The organism is Streptomyces sp. NPDC079167, assembly GCF_040686735.1.
In the GTDB taxonomy this organism is placed as follows: Bacteria; Actinomycetota; Actinomycetes; order Streptomycetales; family Streptomycetaceae; genus Streptomyces.
The window spans coordinates 31,313-53,810 of record NZ_JBFBLO010000012.1; the positions used below are offsets into that span (position 1 = coordinate 31,313).

The window sequence follows — 22,498 nt, forward strand, 5'->3', positions numbered from 1 at the left end:
CCTACGCCTCCTTCGTCAGGTTCGGGCCGCCGCCCGCTGCCTGCTCGATCGGCGGGACGTCGGGCAGAGCCGACTTCTCCTCACCGCGGAACGAGAACTTCTTCTCGTCCCCTTCGCCCTCGGTGCCCACGACCACGATGTGACCGGGACGCAGCTCGCCGAAGAGGATCTTCTCGGAGAGGATGTCCTCGATCTCGCGCTGGATCGTCCGGCGCAGCGGCCGGGCGCCCATCACGGGGTCGTAGCCCTTCTTCGCGAGGAGCGACTTGGCCTCGGCACTGAGCTCGATGCCCATGTCGCGGTCCTTCAGACGCTCATCCACCTTGGCGACCATGAGGTCGACGATCTGGATGATGTCCTCCTCGGTGAGCTGGTGGAAGACGACCGTGTCGTCGACACGGTTGAGGAACTCGGGCCGGAAGTGCTGCTTGAGCTCTTCGTTGACCTTGTTCTTCATCCGCTCGTAGTTCGTCTTCACATCACCCTGGGCGGCGAAGCCCAGGTTGAAGCCCTTGGAGATGTCCCTGGTCCCGAGGTTGGTCGTCATGATGATGACCGTGTTCTTGAAGTCCACGACCCGGCCCTGGGAGTCGGTCAGGCGACCGTCCTCCAGAATCTGGAGCAGGGAATTGAAGATATCGGGGTGGGCCTTCTCGACCTCGTCGAAGAGGACGACGGAGAACGGCTTGCGGCGCACCTTCTCGGTGAGCTGGCCACCCTCCTCGTAGCCCACGTAACCGGGGGGCGAACCGAAGAGGCGGGAAACCGTGTGCTTCTCGCTGAACTCCGACATGTCGAGGGCGATCAGCGCGTCCTCGTCGCCGAAGAGGAATTCCGCGAGCGTCTTGGAGAGCTCCGTCTTACCGACACCGGACGGGCCGGCGAAGATGAACGAGCCACCCGGGCGCTTCGGGTCCTTCAGGCCTGCTCGCGTACGGCGGATCGCCTGCGAGAGGGCCTTGATGGCGTCCTTCTGGCCGATGACGCGCTTGTGGAGCTCGTCCTCCATGCGCAGCAGGCGCGAGGACTCCTCCTCGGTCATCTTGAAGACCGGAATGCCGGTGGAGGCTGCCAGGACTTCGGCGATCAGCTCGCCGTCGACCTCGGCGACGACGTCCATGTCGCCGGCCTTCCACTCCTTCTCCCGCTTGGCCTTCGCCGCCAGCAGCTGCTTCTCCTTGTCACGGAGAGACGCCGCCTTCTCGAAGTCCTGGGAGTCGATCGCCGACTCCTTGTCGCGGCGGACACCCGCGATCTTCTCGTCGAACTCGCGGAGGTCCGGCGGCGCGGTCATCCGGCGGATGCGCATCCTGGACCCGGCCTCGTCGATCAGGTCGATCGCCTTGTCCGGCAGGAAGCGGTCGGAGACGTACCGGTCGGCCAGGGTCGCGGCCTGGACCAGCGCCTCGTCCGTGATGGAGACCCTGTGGTGGGCCTCGTAACGGTCGCGCAGACCCTTGAGGATCTCGATGGTGTGCGGCAGCGTCGGCTCCGCGACCTGGATGGGCTGGAAGCGGCGCTCGAGCGCGGCGTCCTTCTCCAGGTGCTTGCGGTACTCGTCGAGCGTCGTGGCACCGATGGTCTGGAGCTCGCCTCGCGCCAGCATGGGCTTGAGGATGCTCGCCGCGTCGATCGCGCCCTCGGCGGCGCCCGCACCCACCAGGGTGTGGAGCTCGTCGATGAACAGGATGATGTCGCCGCGGGTGCGGATCTCCTTGAGGACCTTCTTCAGGCGCTCCTCGAAGTCACCGCGGTAGCGGGAACCCGCGACGAGCGCACCGAGGTCGAGGGTGTAGAGGTGCTTGTCCTTGAGGGTCTCGGGCACCTCGCCCTTGACGATGGCCTGAGCCAGGCCCTCGACGACCGCCGTCTTGCCGACGCCGGGCTCGCCGATGAGAACCGGGTTGTTCTTCGTACGGCGGGACAGCACCTGCATGACCCGCTCGATCTCCTTCTCGCGCCCGATGACCGGGTCGAGCTTGGACTCACGAGCGGCCTGGGTGAGATTCCGGCCGAACTGGTCGAGCACCAGGGACGTGGAGGGTGTGCCCTCCGCGGGGCCGCCCGCGGTGGCCGCCTCCTTGCCTCCCGAATACCCGGAGAGCAGCTGGATGACCTGCTGCCGCACCCGGTTCAGGTCGGCGCCCAGCTTCACGAGGACCTGGGCTGCGACGCCCTCGCCCTCGCGGATCAGGCCGAGCAGGATGTGCTCGGTACCGATGTAGTTGTGGCCGAGCTGAAGGGCCTCACGGAGCGACAGCTCCAGGACCTTCTTGGCCCGGGGAGTGAAGGGGATGTGCCCGGACGGGGCCTGCTGGCCCTGACCGATGATCTCCTCCACCTGCTGGCGGACCGCCTCGAGCGAAATCCCGAGGCTCTCCAGGGCCTTAGCGGCGACACCCTCACCCTCGTGGATCAGGCCCAGGAGGATGTGCTCGGTGCCGATGTAGTTGTGGTTGAGCATCCGGGCTTCTTCCTGAGCCAGGACGACAACCCGCCGCGCGCGGTCGGTGAACCTCTCGAACATCGTTAATCGCTCCTCAGAGCGGTCAGGCAGTAAGGGGTCGGTCCCCTCCCTGTCCTTCCGCAGCTTAGTCCCGCAAGCGGGGACCGCTCATTTCAACTGCCGACACCCGGCCTTGCTACCTGGCGGATCCCCCGCCCCGAACGCCGACAACTGCTCCAACCCGATGGTGCGAGACGATGTTCCCGCAGGCCAGGCAGATAGCCCTTTCGCCAGTACGCCGATGGCGAACGTGAGACGTTTTTGCCCGCGTGTCGCCCCTTCCCACTAGGGATGTCTTACCCGCACCCACCGACAGTCCATGCGGCGCACCCCCGTTTCCTCCGCTACGGGCGAACAACTTCGCGCCGCCGGGAGCTTCGACACGCCCCCTCGGCGCACACGTAGGGCAGTCGATCAAGGACAGCGCGTAACTCCGGGGGCGGTTAGGCGGTTCATCTGACATGGCTTTCCTCGTCCCGCCCCCCCGCTCGTCGCCGGAATCCGGCGCCCGCGCTCAGTGGTACGCCCGTGAACTCGGCTGGGCCACGACGGGCACACGGCCGGTCAGGCTGCTGACGGGTCTGCACTTCGACGTCCTGGAACTGCCCGCCTCGGCGGGGCACGCGGTGCTGCGCCGGGTCGGGCGCACGGGCCCGGTGGCGCTGACGGGGCAGCGGATGCGGCTGCTGGTGGCCGCGGGCAGCGCCGACGAGCTGCCGGGCCTGCTGGACTGGCTGGAGTGGGGCGGGATCGCCCTCGACCTGTCCGCCGTCGGCGCGGGCGGGCACATCACGGCCCCGGTGCAGCCCGGCGGGGCGGTGGGCTCGCCGGGGACCGCGGTCTGGCTGCGGCCCCCCGGATCGCGCCAGGAGGTGGAACGCTCACTCCCGGCCCTCGGCGGCCTCGGGAGCAGCGGTGGGGATGCTCCCGATCTCGTACGACTCGTGGACGCGGCGGCGACGGAGTGCCACCGGGCCAGACTCGCTCATGCCCGGACTCACCTGCGGACCCATCGGCCGACCGGTCAGCCGTTCGCCTTCTCGTAAGCCTCACGGATCTCGGCGGGAACGCGGCCGCGGTCATTCACGTTGTGGCCGTTCTCGCGCGCCCACCTACGGATCTCGGCCGTATCCTTGTTGCCACCGGTAACGGCGCGGCCCTTGCCACGGCCGGTCGCGGCACGGCCGCCGGTGCGGCGCCCGCTCTTGGTGTACGGCTCAAGAAGACCACGGAGCTTGTCCGCGTTGGTCGTGGTGAGGTCGATCTCGTACGTCTTGCCATCCAGAGCGAACGTCACGGTCTCGTCCGCCTCGCCACCGTCGAGGTCATCAACAAGAAGGACCTGAACCTTCTGTGCCACCGGATTTCCTTTCATCGAAAATGCAGTACGCGGAAAGGAAACCGCTTTTCTCCGGAAAACACAAACCCTTGGGAGAGGTTCAGGAGCGCAAGAGCGCGGGAAACATGCGCGATTCGGACATAGGGTTCCGGCGTCTTCCGCCGTTCACAGGTGCAGAAGCATGCGACTGTTGCCCAAGGTGTTCGGCTTCACTCGTTCGAGACCCAGGAACTCGGCGACACCCTCGTCATAGGAACGCAGCAGCTCGCTGTAGACATCTCCGTCGACCGGCGTCTCTCCGATCTCGGTGAAGCCGTGCGCGGCGAAGAAGTCGACTTCGAACGTGAGACAGAAAACCCGCCGGACACCGAGCCAGCGCGCGGTCTGCAAGAGCTTGTCCAGGACCTGGTGCCCCACTCCGGCGCCCTTGATGGCATGGTCGACGGCGAGAGTGCGCACTTCGGCCAGGTCTTCCCACATCACATGGAGCGCGCCGCAGCCGATGACACGGGCGTCCTCGTCTCGTTCGGCGACCCAGAACTCCTGGATGTCCTCGTAAAGCGTCACCGTCGCTTTGTCGAGCAGGATGCCTTCGGAGACGTAGCCGTCGAGCAGTCCGCGGACGGACGCCACATCGCTGGTCCTGGCTCGGCGGACGGTGATGGCCGGCCTATTTACCGACGGGCCGGTATGAACATCTGCGTGAGATCCCGTTTCCGGTCCGCTACGATCTCCGGTTTGCGCCTCGGGGGGGTGCTCGGTTTGCGACTGCTCTGGGGACATCCCCCGACGCTATCGCCCGCTCTCCGGCGACGCCTCATCGGCCGGGGCCCCGTCTTCGGGCCCGCTCCCGGCCGGTTCGGGGAAGGTGGGCGCCACGACACGCATCGCATCGCGGAGAGCTTCGCGCTGCTCCGCGGACATCATCCCGAAGAACGCGACCAGTGCGGCCGCGGGGTTGTCGCTCTGCGACCATGCTTCGTTCATCAGTGCGGCCGAGTATGCGGCGCGGGTGGAGACGGCCGTATATCGATATGCCCGGCCATCCACTTCCCGGCGTACCCAGCCCTTCTGATGGAGATTGTCCATTACCGTCATGACGGTCGTGTACGCGATGGACCGTTCCTGTTGAAGGTCCTCGAGAACTTCCCGCACGGTGACCGGGCGGTTCCATTGCCAGACCCGTGTCATCACGGTGTCTTCCAGCTCTCCCAATTGGCGAGGCACAGCGTCACCTTAGTGCTAGATGTCTGGAATGGGATAATTCAGGGACGAAAAAAGGGCGCACGGCTCCGGGGAGCCGTGCGCCCTCATGCTCGGGCCCGGGTCAGGCGCCGCCGGGCCTCGGAGCCTGCCGGGCCGTTTCGGCGCGGGCGAGCGCCGCGTCCACCGCGGCGTCCTCCTTGGCCTTGTTCGGGCCGCCCTGGCTCTTGATGATCGTCCTGACGAGGCCGATGAAGAAGACGGCCATCACCACGGGGGGAACGAGCGCGGATACGTAGTCCATGCCGTCCAGGGTAGCGAGCCCGGCATTCCGGCCGCTCCCGGCACCCCTCAGGCGCGTCGATACCTCAGGACACGGCGCGCTCCTCGGCCGGCGGAGCGGGGGCGGGCCGGCGGCGGGGCGGGAAGACCTCGGACGGCTTCGGCATCGGGCGCTCGCCCGGCGCCGAGGGGCGGGCCGGCCCGTCCGGCCGCGGCGGGTTCCCAGGCTGCTCGGGCTCCTTCGCCGCCGACAGGCCGCCGGGCAGGGCGAGCAGCCGGCCGCGCGGCGCGGGCGTCGTCATGGGCACCGCGCGACCGGCGAGGCGCGCCCGCACGGAGCGCTCGGCCAGCGTCTGGCAGCGCTCCAGCAGGGCCGCCGCGACCGGCCCGGCGCGCAGGGCTCGCAAGGCCGCGAGATCGTCCGGGCGGGGGTCGTAGCCGGCCGCCAGGGCGTCCTGGAGAAGCTCCAGATAGCCATTGAGCGAGCCGGGGAGCGCGTCGCGGTAGCGGGCGAGATCGGCGAGGAGGAAGGCGCGCAGCCGGCCCGCCTCGCTCACCACCTCGTCCACCGCGCCCGCGAGGCGCAGGCAGTCCTGGACATCCTCTTCCGGCAGGGACGTGGGGTGGAGGGCGTTGGCGAGAGCACGTCGGAGCACCCGGAGCTCGTCCGCGCTGAACGCCATGCCGCCGCGTGATCCGTAGGGCGTGGGCATGACGCGACAATACGTGCTAAATGGACAAAATCCGCTTAACCAACCGCTCGGCGGCGCGGCGCCGTGCTCCGTGCCGCCGAGTCGTTCCCGCAGGTGGCCGCGGGCGTGCCCTACATCCGGGCGACGTTCCGCTCGTACACGAGGCGCAGTCCGATCAGGGTCAGCCAGGGCTCGTGTTCGTCGATGACGGAGGACTCACCCAACACCATCGGAGCAAGGCCGCCGGTCGCGATGACGGTGACCTCGTCGGGGTCGGCCGCCAGCTCCTTCTTCATGCGCTCGACCACGCCGTCGATCTGGCCCGCGAATCCGTAGACAATGCCGGACTGCATGGCCTCGACGGTGTTCTTGCCGATGACGCTCCGGGGCCGCGCCAGCTCGATCTTGCGGAGCTGTGCGCCCTTCACCCCGAGCGCCTCCACGGAGATCTCGATGCCCGGCGCGATCACCCCGCCCGTGTACTCGCCGCGCGCGGAGACCGCGTCGAAGGTCGTGGCCGTGCCGAGGTCGACGACGATGGCCGGGCCGCCGTAGAGCTCGACCGCGGCGACCGCGTTGATGATGCGGTCCGCGCCGACCTCCTTCGGGTTGTCGGTGAGCACCGGGACGCCGGTCTTCACGCCCGGCTCCACGAGGACCGCGGGGACATCGCCGTAATAGCGGCGGGTGACCTCGCGGAGCTCGTGCAGAACGGCGGGGACGGTCGAGCAGATCGCGATGCCCTCGATGCCGTCGCCGAGCTCGACACCGAGCAACGGGTGCATGCCCATCAGCCCCTGGAGCAGGACGGCGAGCTCGTCGGCGGTGCGGCGGGCGTCGGTGGAGATGCGCCAGTGCTCGACGATCTCCTCGCCGTCGAACAGGCCGAGGACGGTGTGGGAGTTGCCCACGTCGATGGTGAGCAGCATCAGGCGCCGGCCCCGTCGGTCGCCGCCGCGTCGCGGAAGTCCAGGCCGATGTCGAGGATCGGCGAGGAGTGCGTGAGTGCGCCGACCGCCAGGTAGTCGACGCCGGCCTCGGCGTAGGCGCGGGCGGAGTCGAGAGTCAGCCGGCCCGAGGACTCCAGCACCGCACGTCCTCCGACGAGCGCGACCGCCTCGGCGGTCGCCGCCGGGGTGAAGTTGTCCAGAAGGATCAGGTCGGCGCCCGCTCCGAGCACCTCGCGGACCTGGTCCAGGGTGTCCACCTCGACCTCGATCGCGAGCTCCGGATAAGCCTTCCTGACCCGCTGGAACGCCTCGGCGACGCCGCCCGCCGCGATCACGTGGTTGTCCTTGACCAGCGCCGCGTCCACGAGCGACATGCGGTGGTTGACCCCGCCGCCGCAGCGCACGGCGTACTTCTCCAGGGCGCGCAGCCCCGGGGTGGTCTTGCGGGTGTCGCGGACCTGGGCCTTCGTGCCCTCGAGCACGTCGGCCCAGGCGCGGGTCGCCGTAGCGATGCCGGAGAGCCTGCACAGCAGGTTGAGCGCGCTGCGCTCGCCGGTGAGCAGGTCACGGGTGCGCGTGGTCACGGTGAGCAGCTTCTGGCCCGGCGCGACGCGGTCGCCGTCCTCGACGTGGCGCTCGACCTCGAACTCGTCGGTACAGACGATGGAGAGGACGGCCTCGGCGACGCGCAGACCCGCGACGACGCCGGCCTCACGCGCGGTGAAGTCGCCGGTGGCGACGGAGTCCTCCGGGACGGTCGCCACGGTGGTGACGTCCTCGCCTCCGTCGAGGTCCTCCTCGATCGCGACGTGGGCGATGTCCTCGACCTGCACGGGATCAAGTCCGGCCTCGGCCAGGAGCTGGGCCAGGGCGGGGTCGAGGCCGCACTCCAGGCCGTCGGGGTCGTAGCCGTCACCGCAGCCGCAGCCGTCGCCGCAGCCACCACCGGACTCGGCGGGTGCGCCGATGTGGATCAGCGGTACGTCCACAGGTGTGGGGCGCGGATTCTCTTCGGGCGTGCTCACGGTTACGGCTCCTCGGGGGCGTCGGCGGGGCGGTTCGGGAGGCCTGCGGGCAGAGCGGAGTCTGCCGGGTCTCCGGGGCGTACGGGCGGGAACGCGGAAGTGTCCGTCGTGCGGACGACGGGTCGCAGGTGCGGGTCGACGCGGACGGTCAGGTGGCGGCGCCAGACGTCGTCGTCGCGCTCGGGGTGGTCCTCGCGCCAGTGGCAGCCGCGGGTCTCCTCGCGCTCCCGCGCGGCGGCGACCAGCACCTGCGAGACCAGGAGGAGGTTCGTGGCCTCCCATGCCTCGACTCCGGGTACGGCGTCCTTCGGACCGTCCTTCTCGGCGGCTGCGGCGGACCGGTGGAGGGCGTCCAGCTCCCCGGCCGCGACGGCGAGGCTGCCGCCCGACCTGATCACCCCGGCGCCCCTGGTCATGATCCGCTGGATCGCGGTCCGCGACTCGGCGGCGAGCAGGGCGACGGTACGGGCTCCGGCGGGTCCCGCCGCGGGCGTACGCCGGGAGGGGGTCCCGGGGTCCGTCCGGGGCCGGTCCACGATGTCGGCCGCGATGCGCTCCGCGAAGACCAGGCCCTCCAGGAGGGAGTTGGACGCCAGCCGGTTGGCTCCGTGCACGCCGGTGCAGGCGACCTCGCCGCAGGCGTACAGCCCGGGCACCGTCGTGCGGCCCCGGAGGTCGGTGCGGACGCCGCCCGAGGCGTAGTGCGCGGCGGGGGCCACCGGGATCGGCTGCGTGACCGGGTCGATGCCGTGGGCGTGGCAGGCGGCGAGGATCGTCGGGAAGCGCTTCGCCCACATCTCGGCGCCGAAGTGGCGGGCGTCGAGATACATGTGCTCGGTGCCGTGCAGTTGCATCTGCCGCGTGATGGCCTTGGCGACGATGTCGCGGGGGGCCAGCTCGGCCAGCTCGTGCTGCCCGAGCATGAAGCGGGTGCCGGAGGCGTCGACGAGGTGGGCGCCCTCGCCCCGTACCGCCTCGGAGACGAGCGGCTGCTGGCCCTCGGAGTCGGCGCCGAGAAACAGGACGGTCGGATGGAATTGCACGAATTCGAGGTCGGAGACCTCGGCGCCCGCACGCAGCGCGAGGGCCACCCCGTCGCCCGTGGAGACCGGCGGGTTCGTGGTGGCGGAGAAGACCTGGCCCATGCCGCCGGTGGCGAGCACCACGGCCGGGGCGTGCACGGCGCCCACACCGTCGTGCTGGCCCTCGCCCATGACGTGCAGGGTGACACCCTCCGTACGGCCTTCGGCATCCGTGACCAGGTCCAGGACCAGGGCGTTCTCGATGATGCGCAGGGCGGCCGAGCGGACCGCCTCGACCAGGGCGCGGGAGATCTCCGCGCCCGTCGCGTCGCCTCCCGCGTGCGCGATACGGCGGCGGTGGTGGCCGCCCTCACGGGTCAGGGCGATCGCACCGGTGTCGGTGGTGTCGAAGTGCGCACCGGTCTCGATCAGCCTGCGTACCGCGTCGGGGCCCTCGGTGACCAGGGCGCGCACGGCCGCCTCGTCGCAGAGACCGGCTCCGGCGACCAGGGTGTCGTCGAGGTGCTGCTCGGGGGTGTCGCCCTCACCGAGCGCGGCGGCGATGCCGCCCTGCGCCCAGCGGGTGGAGCCGTCGTCGAGGCGGGCCTTGGTGACGACCACGGTCGCGAGGCCGGCGGCGGCGCAGCGCAGTGCGGTGGTGAGACCGGCCACGCCGGAGCCGACCACGACGACGTCCGCGTCGATGGCCCAGCCGGGGGCGGGGGCGGTCAGCCGTATTCCGGTCACGTGTGGGCTCCGAGGGTCAGCGGGATGTTGTCGATGAGGCGGGTCGCTCCCACGCGTGCCGCGACGACGAGGACCACCTCACCGCTGACGCGGTCGTCGGGCACCTCGGTGAAGTCCGCCGGGTCCACGAGCGCCACGTAGTCCAGGGCGAGCGGCACCGCTTCCTCCGCCGCCTCGTCCAGGACGGTCCGGGCGGCGGCCAGCACCGCAGCGGGTGCGACGGTCGGCCGGGCCAGCGCCACGGCCTGGGTGTCGGCGGCCGCGCGCACCTCGCCGAGCTGGTTCAGGGCGGCGGCGCGGCCCGCGCGCTCCGGGACCGTCCGGGCCCGGGCGTGCAGCGTCTGCTGGGCGACCAGCCGGTCGCGGGCGGCGAACAGGGCCCTGGGCAGGGCCAGCGCGGTCCGTCGCTCCTCGGCGGAGAGGAAGCGGTTGCGGCTGGAGAGCGCCAGGCCGTCGGGGTCGCGGACGGTCGGCACCGCGACGATGTCCGTGCCGAAGTTGAGGTCGCGCACCATCCGGCGGACCAGAGCCAGCTGCTGGGCGTCCTTCTGCCCGAAGAAAGCCGCGTCCGGCCGGGTGAGGTGCAGGAGCTTGGCGACGACGGTGAGCATGCCGTCGAAGTGACCGGGACGGGCGGCGCCCTCCAGCCGCTCCCCCATGGGGCCGGCGACGATCCTGACCTGCGGTTCTCCCCCGGGGTAGACCTCGTCGACGGAGGGGGCGAAGACCGCGTCGGCACCGGCCCGGGAGGCGACGGCGAGGTCGGCGTCCAGGGTGCGGGGATAGCGGTCGAGGTCGGCGGCCTCGCCGAACTGGAGCGGGTTGACGAAGACGGTGACCACGACCTGGCCGTCGGAGCCCGCGGCCGCCCGCGCGGCGCGGATCAGCGTGGCGTGGCCGTCGTGCAGCGCGCCCATCGTCATCACGACGGCTCGGCGGGCCCCGGCGGGCCGGCCGAGGGCCTCCAGCTCGGCGGCGGAGCGCAGCAGGGTGGCGGGTGCGGTGTTCATCGCTTCTCCCCCGGCCCGGACGCGTCCGGGCCGTGTGTTCCGTTCGCGGCGTTGCTGTCCGACAGGACGCCGAGGAGGTCCTCCGCGAACTCCGGCTTGAGCAGGCCGTGGTCGAGGGCCCGGTCGGCCGTGGCGCGCGCCATGGCGAGATATCCGGCCACCGTCTGCGGCGCGTGTGCGCGCAGCTCACGGATGTGCGCGGACACCGTCCCCGCGTCGCCCCGGGCGACGGGGCCGGTCAGTGCCGCGTCACCGGAGCGCAGGGCGTTGTCGAGCGCGGCCCCGAGCAGGGGGCCGAGCATCCGGTCGGGCGCGCCCACGCCGGCCCGGGCGAGCAGGTCCATGGACTGCGCGACGAGGGTGACCAGGTGGTTGGCACCGAGGGCGAGCGCCGCGTGGTAGAGCGGCCGGGACTCCTCGGCGATCCATTCGGGCTCGCCGCCCATCTCGATCACGAGCGCCTCCGCGGCGAGCCTGAGCTCCTCGGGAGCGGTCACCCCGAAGGAGCAGCCCGCCAGCCGCTGTACGTCGACGGAGCTGCCGGTGAAGGTCATCGCCGGATGCAGGGCGAGCGGGAGGGCGCCGGCCCGCAGCGCGGGGTCGAGCACCTTCGTGCCGTACCGGCCGGAGGTGTGGACGAGCAGCTGGCCCGGTCGTACGGCGCCGGTCTCGGCGAGGCCTTCGACCAGGCCGGGCAGGGCGTCGTCGGGGACGGTCAGCAGCACGAGCTCGGCGCGTGCGAGGACCTCGGCGGGGGTGACCAGGGGGACGTCGGGGAGCAGTGCGGCGGCCCGGCGCACGGATGCGTCGGAGACGCCCGACACCGCGACCGGGCGGTGCCCGGCGAGCTGCAGCGAGGCGGCGAGGGCGGGGCCGACCCGTCCCGCGCCGACGACGCCGACGGTGAGACGGGCGGGGCGGTCCCTCGCGTCGAGGGCTTCCTTGGAAACTGATGCGTTCACGCGGCGATGGCCTTCCGTTCCAGTCCGCGGGGGGTACCGGACGATTCCTCTGCATGCTACGCCAGCGTTTCGTCACACACCCCGACCATCCACAGCCTGTGGATAACTTCTGGGCGGAGAGAGGACCCGGAATGGGCGCCGTCAGCGGTCCGGGTGATGATCGTCCCATGGGAGACACCGACGAACAGAAGCAGCGACACCGCAGGCTGACCGCGTGGCAGCGCTCCGGGAAGGTACTGGCGCGGATGTCCGCGGACCACACGCTGGCCGGCCGGCTGGCCGCCCTGGCCGCCGACGCCGGCACGGTCCACGACCTGGGTGACTGGACGGACGTCTACGGCGGCGGGGTCGTCGCGGAGGCCGAGCGGCGCACGGCCGGCCTGCTGGGCATGGAGGCCGCCGCCTTCTTCCCGACCGGGACGATGGCCCAGCAGGTCGCGCTGCGCTGCTGGGCCGGGCGCACGGGCAATCCGGCGGTGGCGCTGCACCCCCTCTCCCATCCGGAGGTGCACGAGCGCGGCGCGCTCACCTCGGTGAGCGGACTGCGTACGGTGCATCCGACGACGGAGCCCCGGCAGGCCACGGCGGACGAGATCCGCGACTTCCCCGAGCCTTTCGGCACGCTGATGCTGGAGCTGCCGCTGCGTGACGCCGGCTTCGTCCTGCCTTCCTGGGAGGAGCTGGAGGCCGTCGTGGCCGCCGCCCGGGAGCGGGACGCGGTGGTGCATCTGGACGGGGCGCGCCTGTGGGAGTGCACGCCGCACTTCGGGCGCGGTTTGCGGGAGATCGCGATGCTCGCCGACAGTGTCTACGTCTCGTTCTACAAGTCCCTGGACGGGCTCTCGGGAGCGGTGCTCGCGGGCTCCGAGTCCCTGATCGAGGAGGCGAGGACCTGGCGCCACAGGTACGGCGGTCAGGTCTTCCAGCAGTACCCGGCGGCCCTCTCCGCCCTGCTGGGCCTGGAGCGGGAGCTGCCGAGGCTGCCGTCGTACGTGGCGCACGCGAAGGTGGTCGCCGGGGCTCTGGCGGACGGCTTCGCCGGATCGGCGGTGCCGTGGTTCCGGGTGCACCCCGAGCCGCCGCACACGCACCAGTTCCAGGTCTGGCTGCCCTACGCCGCGGACGTGCTGGACGAAGCGTCGGTGCGGCAGTCCGAGGAGACGGGCGTGACGCTCTTCCGCCGCTGGTTCGCGGCTCCGGCCGGGCCGCCCGGACTTTCGTTCACCGAGGTCACGGTGGCGGCGCAGGGGCTGGAGTGGACCGCCGGCGACGTGCGGGAAGCCGTGGCGGATTTCGTGGCGCGGCTCCAGGAGGAGGCGTCACCTCAGGAGTAGCGCGGCTCCGGACGGAGGCTTGTCACCTCAGGAGCAGGGCGGGCGGTGCGCGGCCGTCCAGACGTGGATACGCCTGCGGAGGGCACGCAGGACGTCCCGGTCGTGCGCGCCGGGCGGCGGGGGCGGGCCCTCACCGTGCTGCGCGGCGCGGTAGCTGTCGAGCATGTACTGCTGAACGGTGTCCATGGATCCAGCCTGACTCCGGCCGGGCGGGCCCGCCCGTGGATTGACGGCCGCAGTCAAGTGACGACGGCACCCGCCACCGCAACCCGCACCATGGACGGGTGAGTGTGTACATCGACATCGCCGGCCTGCCTCCCGAGCGCATCGTTTTCGGGACCTCCCCTCTCGCCGAGCTGGGGCTCGCCCTCCACGCCCTCTCCGAGCCCGGCCACCACCCCGGACTGCACGGCTGGGCGACCGCGACCTCCGCGGCCCTGGAACCGGACCTCGCGGACCGGCTCCACGAGGCGGAGTTCCTGTGGCGGAACACCTTCTCCGACGTCTTCATGCCGTTCGCCGGCGTCCGCGGCGGGGACGGAAGCACCGGCTCGACCCTCGCCGAGGATCTGGACATCCTGGACAGGCTCGACGACGAGCGGTTCGTCTCGGCCGCTCTGGAGTTCACCTGCGCGAGCCTGTACGGAACGGGAGCGCCCTCGCCGCTCACCGACGCCGGGATGCGGACCCGCGCGCTCGACATGGCTGCGGCCAGGGGACCGAAGCAGCTCGACTTCACCCGGCAGCTGCTGGCCGACCCGGGTTCCGTACGCGGCTGGGTCCGGCGCCTCTTCGAGGACTGCGACCAGGCCTTCTTCGCCGACACCTGGCGGCGTACCCAGGTCCAGCTGGTCGCCGACGCCCGGCACAAGACCGAGGTGCTGCGGCACAAGGGCGTCGGCGCGGCTCTGGGCGCGGTCTCCGCGGCTCTCTCGCTGGACGAGAGGACCGGCAGGATCAGCGTCGACAAGCTGACCACCGGCCGGACCGAGGCGACGGGATCGGCGGCCGGCACCGGCCTCACGCTCATCCCGACCAGCTTCGGCTGGCCGCACCTGATGGTGCTGCACGCCCCCGGCTGGCGCCCGGTGATCCACTACCCCGTGCACCGCCCCGAACTGCCCTCCCCCGCCTCCGTCGAGCTGCTCCAGCTCCGCATGGAGGCGCTGGCCCACCCCATGCGGATGAGGCTCTGCCGCAACCTGGCCCGCTCGCCGTACTCCACCGGTGAACTCGCCGACTCGCACGGCATCACGCCCCCCGAGGTCTCCCGCCACCTGGCGCTGCTCAAGAAGGCCGGCCTGGTCACCACCCGCCGGCGCGGCCGGTACGTCCTGCACTCGCTGGACCTGACGGTCGTGGCACGCCTGGGCAGCGACTTCCTGGAGGGCGTGCTGCGGTGAACCGCGCGGGGCCTCCGGCCGGCTCCCCCGCCCGGCCGGCCGGCCGAGGAGCGGTCAGCCCGATCCGCCGCCGGCCCGCACCAGCCCCGTCTCGTACGCGAGGACGACGACCTGCACCCGGTCGCGCAGGCCGAGTTTGGTGAGGATGCGGCCCACGTGGGTCTTCACGGTCGCCTCGGACAGCACCAGCCGGCCCGCGATCTCGCCGTTCGACAGCCCCTGCGCGACGAGCAGCATCACCTCGCGCTCCCGCTCGGTCAGCTTCTCGACATGCTTGTGCCGGGGCTCCTTCCTGCCGCTCGGCAGCATCGGCGAGAACCGGTCGAGCAGTCGGCGGGTCGTGGACGGGGCCACCACGGCGTCGCCGCTGTGCACCGCGCGGATGGCGGAGAGCAGTTCACCGGGCGGCACGTCCTTGAGCATGAAGCCGCTGGCGCCCGCCTTCAGACCGGAGAAGGCGTACTCGTCCAGGTCGAATGTGGTCAGGATCAGCACCTTCGGCGGTTCGGTCCCCGCGCAGATGCGCCGGGTCGCCTCGACTCCGTCCAGCCGCGGCATGCGTACGTCCATCAGCACCACGTCGACAGCCGTGGACCGCAGGACCTCGATCGCCTCGGCCCCGTCGCCCGCCTCCGCGACGACCTCCATGTCCGGCTGGGCGGCGAGCACCATCCGGAAGCCGGTGCGCAGCAGCACCTGGTCGTCGACGAGCATTACGCGGATGGCCATGAGGTGTCCCGTCCTTCTGTCACTGGTTGGCCGGCTTGAGCGGAAGCAGCGCGCTGATCCGGAAGCCGCCGCCCTGCCGCGGGCCCGCGTCCAGCGTGCCGCCGACCATGCCGACCCGCTCCCGCATGCCGATCATTCCCTGTCCCGCTCCGTCCGCGCCGCCGTCCTCGTAGAGCTCGTGCGGGGCGCCGCGGCCGTCGTCCTCGACCAGCAGGCCGAGCCCGTCGTCGAAGTAGACCAGTCGCACGCTCGCCCCGGCGTCGGGGCCCCCGTGCTTACGGGTGTTGGTGAGCGCCTCCTGGACGATGCGGTACGCGGTCAGCTCGACGCCGCTCGGCAGCGGACGCGGAGTGCCCTCGATCCTGAAGTCCACCGCCAGGCCGGTCTCCCTGACCTTGCCGACGAGCTCCTCGATCTGCTCGACGTCGGGCTGGGGGACGTACTCCCCGCTCTCGGGGGAATCGCCGGTCCTGAGCACTCCGAGCAGCCGCCGCATCTCGGCGAGCGCCTGGCGTCCGGTGCCGGAGATGGTCTCCAGGGCCTGCCGGGCCTGGTCGGGGGACGAGTCCATGACATACGCCGCGCCGTCGGCCTGGACCACCATCACCGAGACGTTGTGCGCGACGACGTCGTGCAGTTCGCGGGCGATACGGGCCCGTTCGGCGGCGACGGCGACCTTCGACTGCGCCTCGCGCTCGCGCTCCAGCCGGGCGGCCCGCTCCTCCAGCTGGCTGAAGTAGGCCCGCCGGGTGCGTATGGAATCGCCGAGCACCCAGGCCAGGACGAAGGGCACGGTCATCATCACGACGTAGCCGAGCGTCTGCGCCCAGCCGCCGTACGGTGCGTCGTCGGGCCAGCGCAGCCGGGAGATCCCCGCCGCGCTGAGGCTGCATCCGAGGGCGAGCCAGGACGCCCGGCGCTCCCCGACGGTGGCCACGGTGTACGTGATCACCAGCAGGGCGAAGTCCGCCACGTCCGGCCGCACCCCGAACAGCAGCTGGGCGAGCCCCATCAGGATCGCGAGCAGCAGCATCTTCTCCGGTGCGCGGCGGCGCAGCGCGACCACGACGCACAGCCCGACCGCGATCGGCACCGCGGCGACGCGCTCCGTACCGCTCCCGACCTGGCCGGTCACGATGGACACGCCGGAGAACCCGAGGAGGAGGACAGCCCAGAGGATGTCGACGCCCGTCGGGTGTCTGCGGATGAAATCGTAGAAGCGCTGCACATTACCCAGCGTAGGGACAGCTGATCGGTGCCCGGGTCAGCCGGAGGGCCGATCCGGATCCTGGGACCGTACTCCCCAAGGTGGAGACTTGCCTACGTGACGTATGACTGGTGCCGCTGGCGGGAAGCCGCCGAGACCGCTTTGTACGGGGAAGAGGGCTTCTACCGGCGCCCGGAGGGCCCCGCGGGTCACTTCCGTACCTCGGTGCACGCATCCCCCCTGTTCGCCACCGCCGTCGCCCGGCTGCTGGCCCGCACGGCACGGGAGCTGGGGACGGGCCCGGTGGACCTCGTGGATGTGGGAGCGGGCCGCGGGGAACTGCTGACCGGGGTGCTGGCGGCGCTGCGGGACGGAACCCTGGCCCCCGGCCTGACCGTACGGGCGTACGCCGTGGAGCTCGCCCCGCGCCCGCCGGACCTCGACCCGGACATCGAGTGGTGCTCCCGGCCCCCGCAGGGCGCGCGAGGTCTGCTGTTCGCCAACGAATGGCTGGACAACGTCCCGGCGGACATCGCCGAGGCCGACGCCGACGGGGTGCCACGCTACGTCCTCGTCCGGAGGGCCGACGGCACCGAGCGGCTCGGCGATCCGGTGACCGGTGCGGACGCCCGGTGGCTGAGCCGCTGGTGGCCGCTGTCCCGTCCCGGCGACCGTGCCGAGATCGGGAGGCCCCGTGACGAGGCCTGGGCGGGTGCCGTCGCGTCGCTGGCCGGCGGGACCGCGGTTGCGGTCGACTACGCGCATGTACGGGCGTCGAGGCCGCCGTTCGGGACGCTGACCGGGTTCCGCGGAGGCCGCGAGGTGCCACCCGTGCCCGACGGGAGCTGCGACCTCACCTCGCATGTGGCCCTGGACGCCTGCGCGGCGGCGGCGGACGGCGTGGCCGAGCTCCTCGACCAGCGGACGGCGCTGCGGGAACTGGGGATCAGCGGCGAACGCCCGCCGCTGGCACGGGCGTCGGCCGATCCCGTCGGCTACGTCCGGGCGCTCGCCTCGGCCGGGGAGGCGGCGGAGCTGACGGCGCGGGGCGGGCTGGGCGACTTCGGCTGGCTGCGGCACCGGGTCCCGGACCGTGCAGAAAGCCCGGGCCGGGAAGACGGACCGGGCCGGGAAGACGGACCAGGCCGGGAAGACGGACCAGGCCGGGAAGACGGACCGGGCCGGGAAGACGGACCGGGCCGGGAAGACGGACCGGGCCGGGAAGAGGGCGTCGGACCGTGAAAAGGCCCCCTCACCGCGAAGAGGGATACTGTCCCGCATGACGGAGACGACGATCGGCATCGGCGGCGCGGCGGAGAGCACCGACATGGTGCTGAACATCGGCCCGCAGCACCCCTCCACCCACGGTGTGCTCCGGCTGCGGCTCGTCCTGGACGGCGAGCGGATCCAGCAGGCCGAGCCCGTCATCGGTTATATGCACCGGGGCGCCGAGAAGCTCTTCGAGGCCAGGGACTACCGGCAGATCATCATGCTCGCCAACCGCCACGACTGGCTGTCGGCGTTCTCCAACGAGCTCGGGGTCGTCATGGCCGTCGAGCGGATGCTCGGCATGGAGGTCCCTGAGCGCGCCGTCTGGACGAGGACGCTGCTCGCCGAGCTGAACCGGGTGCTCAACCACCTGATGTTCCTCGGCTCCTACCCTCTCGAACTCGGCGGGATCACCCCGATGTTCCACGCCTTCCGGGAGCGCGAGGAGCTCCAGGCCGCGATGGAGGAGGTGTCCGGCGGCCGGATGCACTACATGTTCAACCGGGTCGGCGGCCTCAAGGAGGACCTGCCCGCGGGCTGGCTCGGCCGGGCCAGGGACGCGGTGGCGTCCGTGCGTTCGCGGATGGACGTGTACGACCGGCTGGTGCTCGGCAACGAGATCTTCCGTGGCCGCACCCGCGGGGTGGGCGTGCTGTCCTCCGAGGCCGTGCACGCGTACGGGGTGTCCGGGCCGATCGCCAGGGCCTCGGGGGTGGACTTCGACCTGCGGCGCGACGAGCCGTACCTCGCCTACGGGGAGCTGCGGGACACGCTGAGGGTCGTCACCCGGACCGAGGGTGACTGCCTGGCCCGTTTCGAGTGCCTCCTGGAGCAGACGCACAACGCCCTGGACCTCGCCGACGCGTGCCTGGACCGGATGGCCGACCTGCCGCCCGGCCCCATCAACCAGCGGCTGCCCAAGGTGCTGAAGGCGCCGGAGGGCCACACCTACGCGTGGACCGAGAATCCGCTGGGGATCAACGGCTACTACCTGGTGTCCACGGGTGAGAAGACGCCGTACCGGCTGAAGCTGCGGTCCGCCTCGTTCAACAACATCCAGGCGCTCACCGAGCTGCTGCCGGGGACACTGGTCGCCGACATGGTCGCGATCCTGGGCTCGCTCTTCTTCGTCGTCGGGGACATCGACAAGTAGCCCGGCCGCGCGGGCTCCCGCATGGCGCCGCGGGCTCCCGCGTGGCGCGTCCGTCCCGCTACGAGGAGATGGCGCTGCGCAGCTCGACGACGTCCAGCTGCTCCGTCTCGTCGTGCGCCGTCAGGTCGATGACCTTGCCGACGGCCCGGTTCTCGGCCGCGCCCGTGCGGTGCGCCGCCAGAGCCTCCTCACCCACCACGTCCGCGAGGTCCTCGTTCTGCACGGACTCGATCGCGGCACTCGCCTTCTGCGTGCCGAAGAAGTCGAAGCTCCCCCGCGGGACGAGGTGGCGGCGCGCGGCGGCGTACGGCACGACGGCGGATGCCGCGGGTACGGCGCGGGGCGGACGCACGGCTGCGGGGGACAGCTGCGGTGCGGACGGGGCGGCCTGCGAACGGCGGTGCTGGAGGTCACCCGCTCCGGCCACCGCCTCGTGCTTCCCCTCGGGGCCCTCGCCCTCCGGGCCCTGTTCCACCGAACGCCCGGCGGTGTCACGCTGCCCGGCCGTGCGGCGCGCCTCCTGGAGCGCGGCGTTGCGGCCCAGGTCCTGGAGGGCCTGGGCGGCCCGCAGATAGGCGCCCGGAGTCGGTGTGGACCGGGCGGGCAGCAGCTCGCGCGGTGCGGAGGCCTCGATGGCGAGCTGCCTGCGGCCCTCCAGGGCGCTGGCACGCTCGGTCTCGGCGTTGGCGTACCGGCGCAGCAGCGCGGCGTGTTCGCCCCGCAGACCGGCGAGCTCCACTCGCTTGCGGCGCAGCCTGGTCTCCAGCCGGGTGCGCAGTTCCCTCGACTCCTCGAGATCCGCCTCGAGTTCGGCTATGCGCTCCTCGGTCTTCCACTCGTCACTCGCCCGGGCCCGGTTCAGCTCCGCGACACGCAGACCCGCGGCCCTGTCCCAGCTGCGCATCAGCCAGGCACCGGTGACCGCCACAGCCGCCGTCACGGCCACCAGGACGCGCAGCGGCAGGGGTTCCCCGAAGAACCAGGCACCGGCGGCACAGACGACCGGCACTCCGGCCACCACGGCGGGGGGCAGGATTCTGTGGAGGGGCGGCGAATGGCGGTGGCGTCCTCGTGGCATGGCCCGAAATTTACCGTGCGTACGAGTCACTTGGGAGGCCGCCCGGCAATCTGTTCCCCGCCGGTTACCTAAGGGCTTCCGGCCGGGGCCGGGCGGGACTCCCAAGTGCCCCTCACGCGCGTCTTTCTACTTCTTGATCAGACCCCTCGAGCGGAGATACTCCCCGGCCGCATCGGCGGGCTTGGCGCGCTCCGCGTCGACCTTGCGGTTGAGTTCCGCGAGATCCTGCGTGGTGAGTACGTCGGTGAGCTTCCCGAGCGCTTCCGCGATCTCCGGCGCGCCGGCGTCCTTCGCATTGAGAACCGGAAGGACGTTGTCCGCGTTCTGCAGCTTCTTGTCGTCCTCCAGGAACACGAGCCCGTCGAGCACCGCGTCCGTGGTGGTCGTGAGGACCAGCTGGTCCTTGCCGTCCTTGACGGCCTGCTTGGACTGCGGTGTGCCGACGCCCTTGGGGTCGATCCCGGTGACGTCGATGCCGTACGTCTTCTTCAGGCCGGGCGCGCAGAACGGGCGCACCTCGCACTCGTCGCCCGCCGCGATCTTCACCTTGATCTTCGAACGGCCGAGGTCGGAAAGCGTCTTGAGACTGTTCTTCTCGGCGAATTCCTCGGACACCGCGAAGGCGTTCTGGTCGACCGCCTTCCCCGCCGGGAGGACCTTCAGCCCGAGCGGGGTGGCGAGCTTCTCCAGCGCCGTGACCGTGGCCGCCACGTCACCCGAGGCGACCGGCTTCGCCTCCGCCTCCTTCGCTCCGTTGACCTTGGCGTTGAGGAATTCCGCGAGGGTCGCCGCGTATTCAGGGACGACGTCTATCTCGCCCTTCTCCAGCGACGGCTCGTAGAGTTCGCGGTTCTTCACCGTGGTGACCGATGTGTCGTACCCGGCGCCGCCGAGGACCTGGGCGTACAGCTCGGCGAGCACCTTGGACTCGGTGAAGCCGGCCGCGCCCACGACGAGCGACCCCTTACCGGAACCGGCGCCGGCACCCGTGTCCGAGCCGCTCTTCTCCTTCTCCAGGCTGTCGCCGCCGCAAGCGGCGAGCGACCCTGCCAGCGCGAGCGCTCCGATGACCGCACCCGCTGTGCGCGAGGTCCTGCTCATGGTGTTCTCCGTCCGAAAAAATGGTGTGCACAGTCCGAAAAGTCAGCGCGCTCATACGGTCCGGCGGCGGCGCAGGGGCGACAGCAGCCGGTCCAGCGCCACCAGAACGCCCTCCACCACCAGGGCCAGGAGTGCGACCAGCACGGCGCCTGCGAAGACCTGGGCGGTGTCGTAGGTGTTGAACCCGGCGGTGATGATCCGGCCCAGGCCGCCCAGACCGACCATCGCCGCGATCGACGCGGTGGCCACCACCTGGACGGCGGCGGACCGGAGGCCGGTCATGATCATCGGGTACGCGAGCGGGAGTTCGACCCGCAGGAAGAGCTGGGGGCCGGACATCCCCATGCCCCGCGCGGCCTCCACCACCGACCGGTCCACCTCCGTCATCCCGACGTAGGCGTTGGTCAGCAGCGGGGGCACGGCGAACAGCACCAGGGCGACGACCGTGGGCAGATAGCCGGAGTTACGCAGTGGCGTCATCATGAACAGGGCCAGCACCGCGAACACCGGGACCGCACGCCCCACGTTGGAGATGTTGACCGCGAGACCGCCGCCCTTGCCCACGTGCCCGAGATACAGGGCGACGGGCAGGGCGATGAGGCAGGCCACCGCGAGGGCGATCCCGCTGACGTACAGATGCTCGGCCAGCCGGTGCCCCGCCCCGCCGTCCCCCGACCAGTTGGCTCCCGTGGTCAGCCAGGTCCACGCCTCCCCGACGACTCCCATGGATCAGACCGCCTCCGTCTTCGCGATGCCCGCCCCGGCGGATGCCCCGGCGGGCGTCCGTATCCGGGTCCAGGGCGTGAGCAGGCGTTGCACGCCCAGCAGCAGGAGATCCGCGGCCACCGCGAGCAGCACGCAGAGCACGGACGCGGTGAGCACCTGGGCCTTGAAGAAGCTCGGCAGCGCGTCCTCGATGAGATTGCCGAGACCGCCCTTGCCGACGAGCGAGCCGACCGTCGTCAGCGCGACCGTCGAGACCGTGGCGATCCGCAGGCCGGCCATCAGCGCGGGCAGCGCGAGGGGGAGTTCGACCTCCCAGAGGAGCCGGACGGGCCCGTACCCCATGCCCTCGGCGGCCTCCCTGGCCTCCTGCGGGACCGCTTCGAGCCCCGCCAGGATGTTGCGTACGAGGATGGTCAGCGAGTAGAGCACCAGGCCGGTGACGACGAGCGCCGCCGACAGGCCGAAGAGCGGCAGCAGCAGCGAGAACATGGCCAGCGACGGCACGGTGTAGAGCACGGTCGTCAGCCCCAGCACCGGGCCCGCGAAATGCCTGCCGCGGCGCGCGAGCAGCGCGAGCGGGAATGCCACCACGAGACCTATCAGCACGGAAGCCGCGGTGATCCAGATGTGCTGGACTGCCGCCTCGGTCAACTCATGGCTGCGGGAGCGCAGATACTCTCCGCAGATCCAGTCGTTCGCCACCAGGCAGTTCTGCTCGGCCATCCGCCCCCACCTCCTGTTTGTCCTCGCGATGCCGCCC

23 protein-coding genes are annotated in these 22,498 nt (G+C 71.3%); 5 read left to right on the forward strand and 18 right to left on the reverse strand.

The window, feature by feature from the left end; genetic code table 11:
- Position 1 precedes the first annotated feature (1 nt).
- Positions 2-2,527 carry an ATP-dependent Clp protease ATP-binding subunit gene (locus AB0P41_RS24795; protein ID WP_356713783.1) on the reverse strand — a complete coding sequence of 842 codons (2,526 nt, stop codon included), beginning with the start codon at positions 2,525-2,527 and terminating at the stop codon, positions 2-4.
- A gap of 440 nt (positions 2,528-2,967) precedes the next feature.
- Here AB0P41_RS24795 and AB0P41_RS24800 point away from each other — a divergent pair, with 440 nt between their 5' ends.
- Positions 2,968-3,552, forward strand: a complete 585-nt coding sequence (locus tag AB0P41_RS24800) for an SCO3374 family protein (RefSeq protein ID WP_365934241.1) — start codon at positions 2,968-2,970, stop codon at positions 3,550-3,552.
- On the opposite strand, the gene AB0P41_RS24805 is transcribed toward AB0P41_RS24800, so the two are convergent.
- The 10 genes from AB0P41_RS24805 to AB0P41_RS24850 form a co-directional block, all read right to left on the reverse strand.
- The gene (locus AB0P41_RS24805) at positions 3,531-3,866 is read right to left on the reverse strand and encodes an Lsr2 family protein (protein WP_073750230.1); all 336 of its coding nucleotides are present in this window, start codon (positions 3,864-3,866) and stop codon (positions 3,531-3,533) included. The genes AB0P41_RS24800 and AB0P41_RS24805 overlap by 22 nt on opposite strands.
- Positions 3,867-4,010: 144 nt before the next feature.
- Entirely contained in the window at positions 4,011-4,508 is a 498-nt protein-coding gene (locus tag AB0P41_RS24810) for an amino-acid N-acetyltransferase (protein ID WP_104791746.1), read from the reverse strand.
- 129 nt (positions 4,509-4,637) lie between these two features.
- Positions 4,638-5,072 (reverse strand): BlaI/MecI/CopY family transcriptional regulator, encoded by a 435-nt coding sequence (locus AB0P41_RS24815; protein WP_356713785.1) that lies wholly within the window; start codon positions 5,070-5,072, stop codon positions 4,638-4,640.
- A gap of 100 nt (positions 5,073-5,172) precedes the next feature.
- Complete coding sequence (locus AB0P41_RS24820; protein ID WP_356713786.1) at positions 5,173-5,352, reverse strand: hypothetical protein; 180 nt, start codon at positions 5,350-5,352, stop codon at positions 5,173-5,175.
- A 64-nt stretch (positions 5,353-5,416) separates the two neighbouring features.
- A complete protein-coding gene (locus tag AB0P41_RS24825; protein WP_365934384.1) occupies positions 5,417-6,013 on the reverse strand; it encodes a hypothetical protein in 597 nt (198 codons plus the stop codon).
- 140 nt (positions 6,014-6,153) lie between these two features.
- Positions 6,154-6,951, reverse strand: a complete 798-nt coding sequence (locus AB0P41_RS24830; protein ID WP_033296487.1) for a type III pantothenate kinase — start codon at positions 6,949-6,951, stop codon at positions 6,154-6,156.
- The gene (gene nadC / locus AB0P41_RS24835) at positions 6,951-7,997 is read right to left on the reverse strand and encodes a carboxylating nicotinate-nucleotide diphosphorylase (RefSeq protein ID WP_356713787.1); all 1,047 of its coding nucleotides are present in this window, start codon (positions 7,995-7,997) and stop codon (positions 6,951-6,953) included. The genes AB0P41_RS24830 and nadC overlap by 1 nt, the downstream gene beginning before the upstream one ends.
- Positions 7,998-7,999: 2 nt before the next feature.
- Positions 8,000-9,766: an L-aspartate oxidase gene (locus tag AB0P41_RS24840; RefSeq protein ID WP_356713788.1), complete on the reverse strand. Its 1,767-nt coding sequence runs from the start codon at positions 9,764-9,766 to the stop codon at positions 8,000-8,002.
- On the reverse strand, positions 9,763-10,776 hold the full coding sequence (gene panC / locus AB0P41_RS24845) for a pantoate--beta-alanine ligase (protein ID WP_365934243.1): 1,014 nt from the start codon (positions 10,774-10,776) through the stop codon (positions 9,763-9,765). The genes AB0P41_RS24840 and panC overlap by 4 nt, the downstream gene beginning before the upstream one ends.
- Positions 10,773-11,738 carry a DUF2520 domain-containing protein gene (locus AB0P41_RS24850; RefSeq protein WP_356713790.1) on the reverse strand — a complete coding sequence of 322 codons (966 nt, stop codon included), beginning with the start codon at positions 11,736-11,738 and terminating at the stop codon, positions 10,773-10,775. The genes panC and AB0P41_RS24850 overlap by 4 nt, the downstream gene beginning before the upstream one ends.
- Before the next feature lie 167 nt (positions 11,739-11,905).
- Between AB0P41_RS24850 and AB0P41_RS24855 the strand changes: the two genes are divergently transcribed.
- Positions 11,906-13,072 carry a beta-eliminating lyase-related protein gene (locus AB0P41_RS24855; RefSeq protein WP_356713791.1) on the forward strand — a complete coding sequence of 389 codons (1,167 nt, stop codon included), beginning with the start codon at positions 11,906-11,908 and terminating at the stop codon, positions 13,070-13,072.
- Positions 13,073-13,099: 27 nt separating this feature from the next.
- Here the strand turns inward: AB0P41_RS24855 and AB0P41_RS24860 are convergent, their stop codons facing one another.
- Complete coding sequence (locus AB0P41_RS24860; RefSeq protein ID WP_365934245.1) at positions 13,100-13,258, reverse strand: hypothetical protein; 159 nt, start codon at positions 13,256-13,258, stop codon at positions 13,100-13,102.
- 104 nt (positions 13,259-13,362) lie between these two features.
- On the opposite strand from AB0P41_RS24860, the gene AB0P41_RS24865 reads away from it, so the two are divergent.
- Positions 13,363-14,475: a DUF5937 family protein gene (locus AB0P41_RS24865; protein ID WP_365934385.1), complete on the forward strand. Its 1,113-nt coding sequence runs from the start codon at positions 13,363-13,365 to the stop codon at positions 14,473-14,475.
- Between the two features lie 54 nt (positions 14,476-14,529).
- Here AB0P41_RS24865 and AB0P41_RS24870 read toward each other — a convergent pair whose 3' ends face one another.
- Together AB0P41_RS24870 and AB0P41_RS24875 are read right to left on the reverse strand one after the other, a co-directional pair.
- Positions 14,530-15,204 (reverse strand): response regulator transcription factor, encoded by a 675-nt coding sequence (locus AB0P41_RS24870; RefSeq protein ID WP_356713793.1) that lies wholly within the window; start codon positions 15,202-15,204, stop codon positions 14,530-14,532.
- A 19-nt stretch (positions 15,205-15,223) separates the two neighbouring features.
- On the reverse strand, positions 15,224-16,432 hold the full coding sequence (locus AB0P41_RS24875) for a sensor histidine kinase (protein ID WP_356713794.1): 1,209 nt from the start codon (positions 16,430-16,432) through the stop codon (positions 15,224-15,226).
- A gap of 96 nt (positions 16,433-16,528) precedes the next feature.
- Here AB0P41_RS24875 and AB0P41_RS24880 point away from each other — a divergent pair, with 96 nt between their 5' ends.
- Positions 16,529-17,653 (forward strand): SAM-dependent methyltransferase, encoded by a 1,125-nt coding sequence (locus tag AB0P41_RS24880; protein WP_365934247.1) that lies wholly within the window; start codon positions 16,529-16,531, stop codon positions 17,651-17,653.
- Between the two features lie 37 nt (positions 17,654-17,690).
- Positions 17,691-18,833, forward strand: coding sequence for an NADH-quinone oxidoreductase subunit D (locus tag AB0P41_RS24885; RefSeq protein WP_356713796.1), 1,143 nt, complete (start codon positions 17,691-17,693; stop codon positions 18,831-18,833).
- Between the two features lie 58 nt (positions 18,834-18,891).
- Here the strand turns inward: AB0P41_RS24885 and AB0P41_RS24890 are convergent, their stop codons facing one another.
- The 4 genes from AB0P41_RS24890 to AB0P41_RS24905 all read right to left on the reverse strand — a co-directional run bounded on the left by AB0P41_RS24890 (position 18,892) and on the right by AB0P41_RS24905 (position 22,461).
- Positions 18,892-19,911: a hypothetical protein gene (locus AB0P41_RS24890; RefSeq protein WP_365934248.1), complete on the reverse strand. Its 1,020-nt coding sequence runs from the start codon at positions 19,909-19,911 to the stop codon at positions 18,892-18,894.
- A gap of 126 nt (positions 19,912-20,037) precedes the next feature.
- Positions 20,038-21,012 (reverse strand): ABC transporter substrate-binding protein, encoded by a 975-nt coding sequence (locus tag AB0P41_RS24895; protein WP_365934250.1) that lies wholly within the window; start codon positions 21,010-21,012, stop codon positions 20,038-20,040.
- 51 nt (positions 21,013-21,063) lie between these two features.
- A complete protein-coding gene (locus AB0P41_RS24900; RefSeq protein ID WP_356713799.1) occupies positions 21,064-21,738 on the reverse strand; it encodes an ABC transporter permease in 675 nt (224 codons plus the stop codon).
- 3 nt (positions 21,739-21,741) lie between these two features.
- Complete coding sequence (locus tag AB0P41_RS24905) at positions 21,742-22,461, reverse strand: ABC transporter permease (protein ID WP_356713800.1); 720 nt, start codon at positions 22,459-22,461, stop codon at positions 21,742-21,744.
- Positions 22,462-22,498 lie beyond the last annotated feature (37 nt).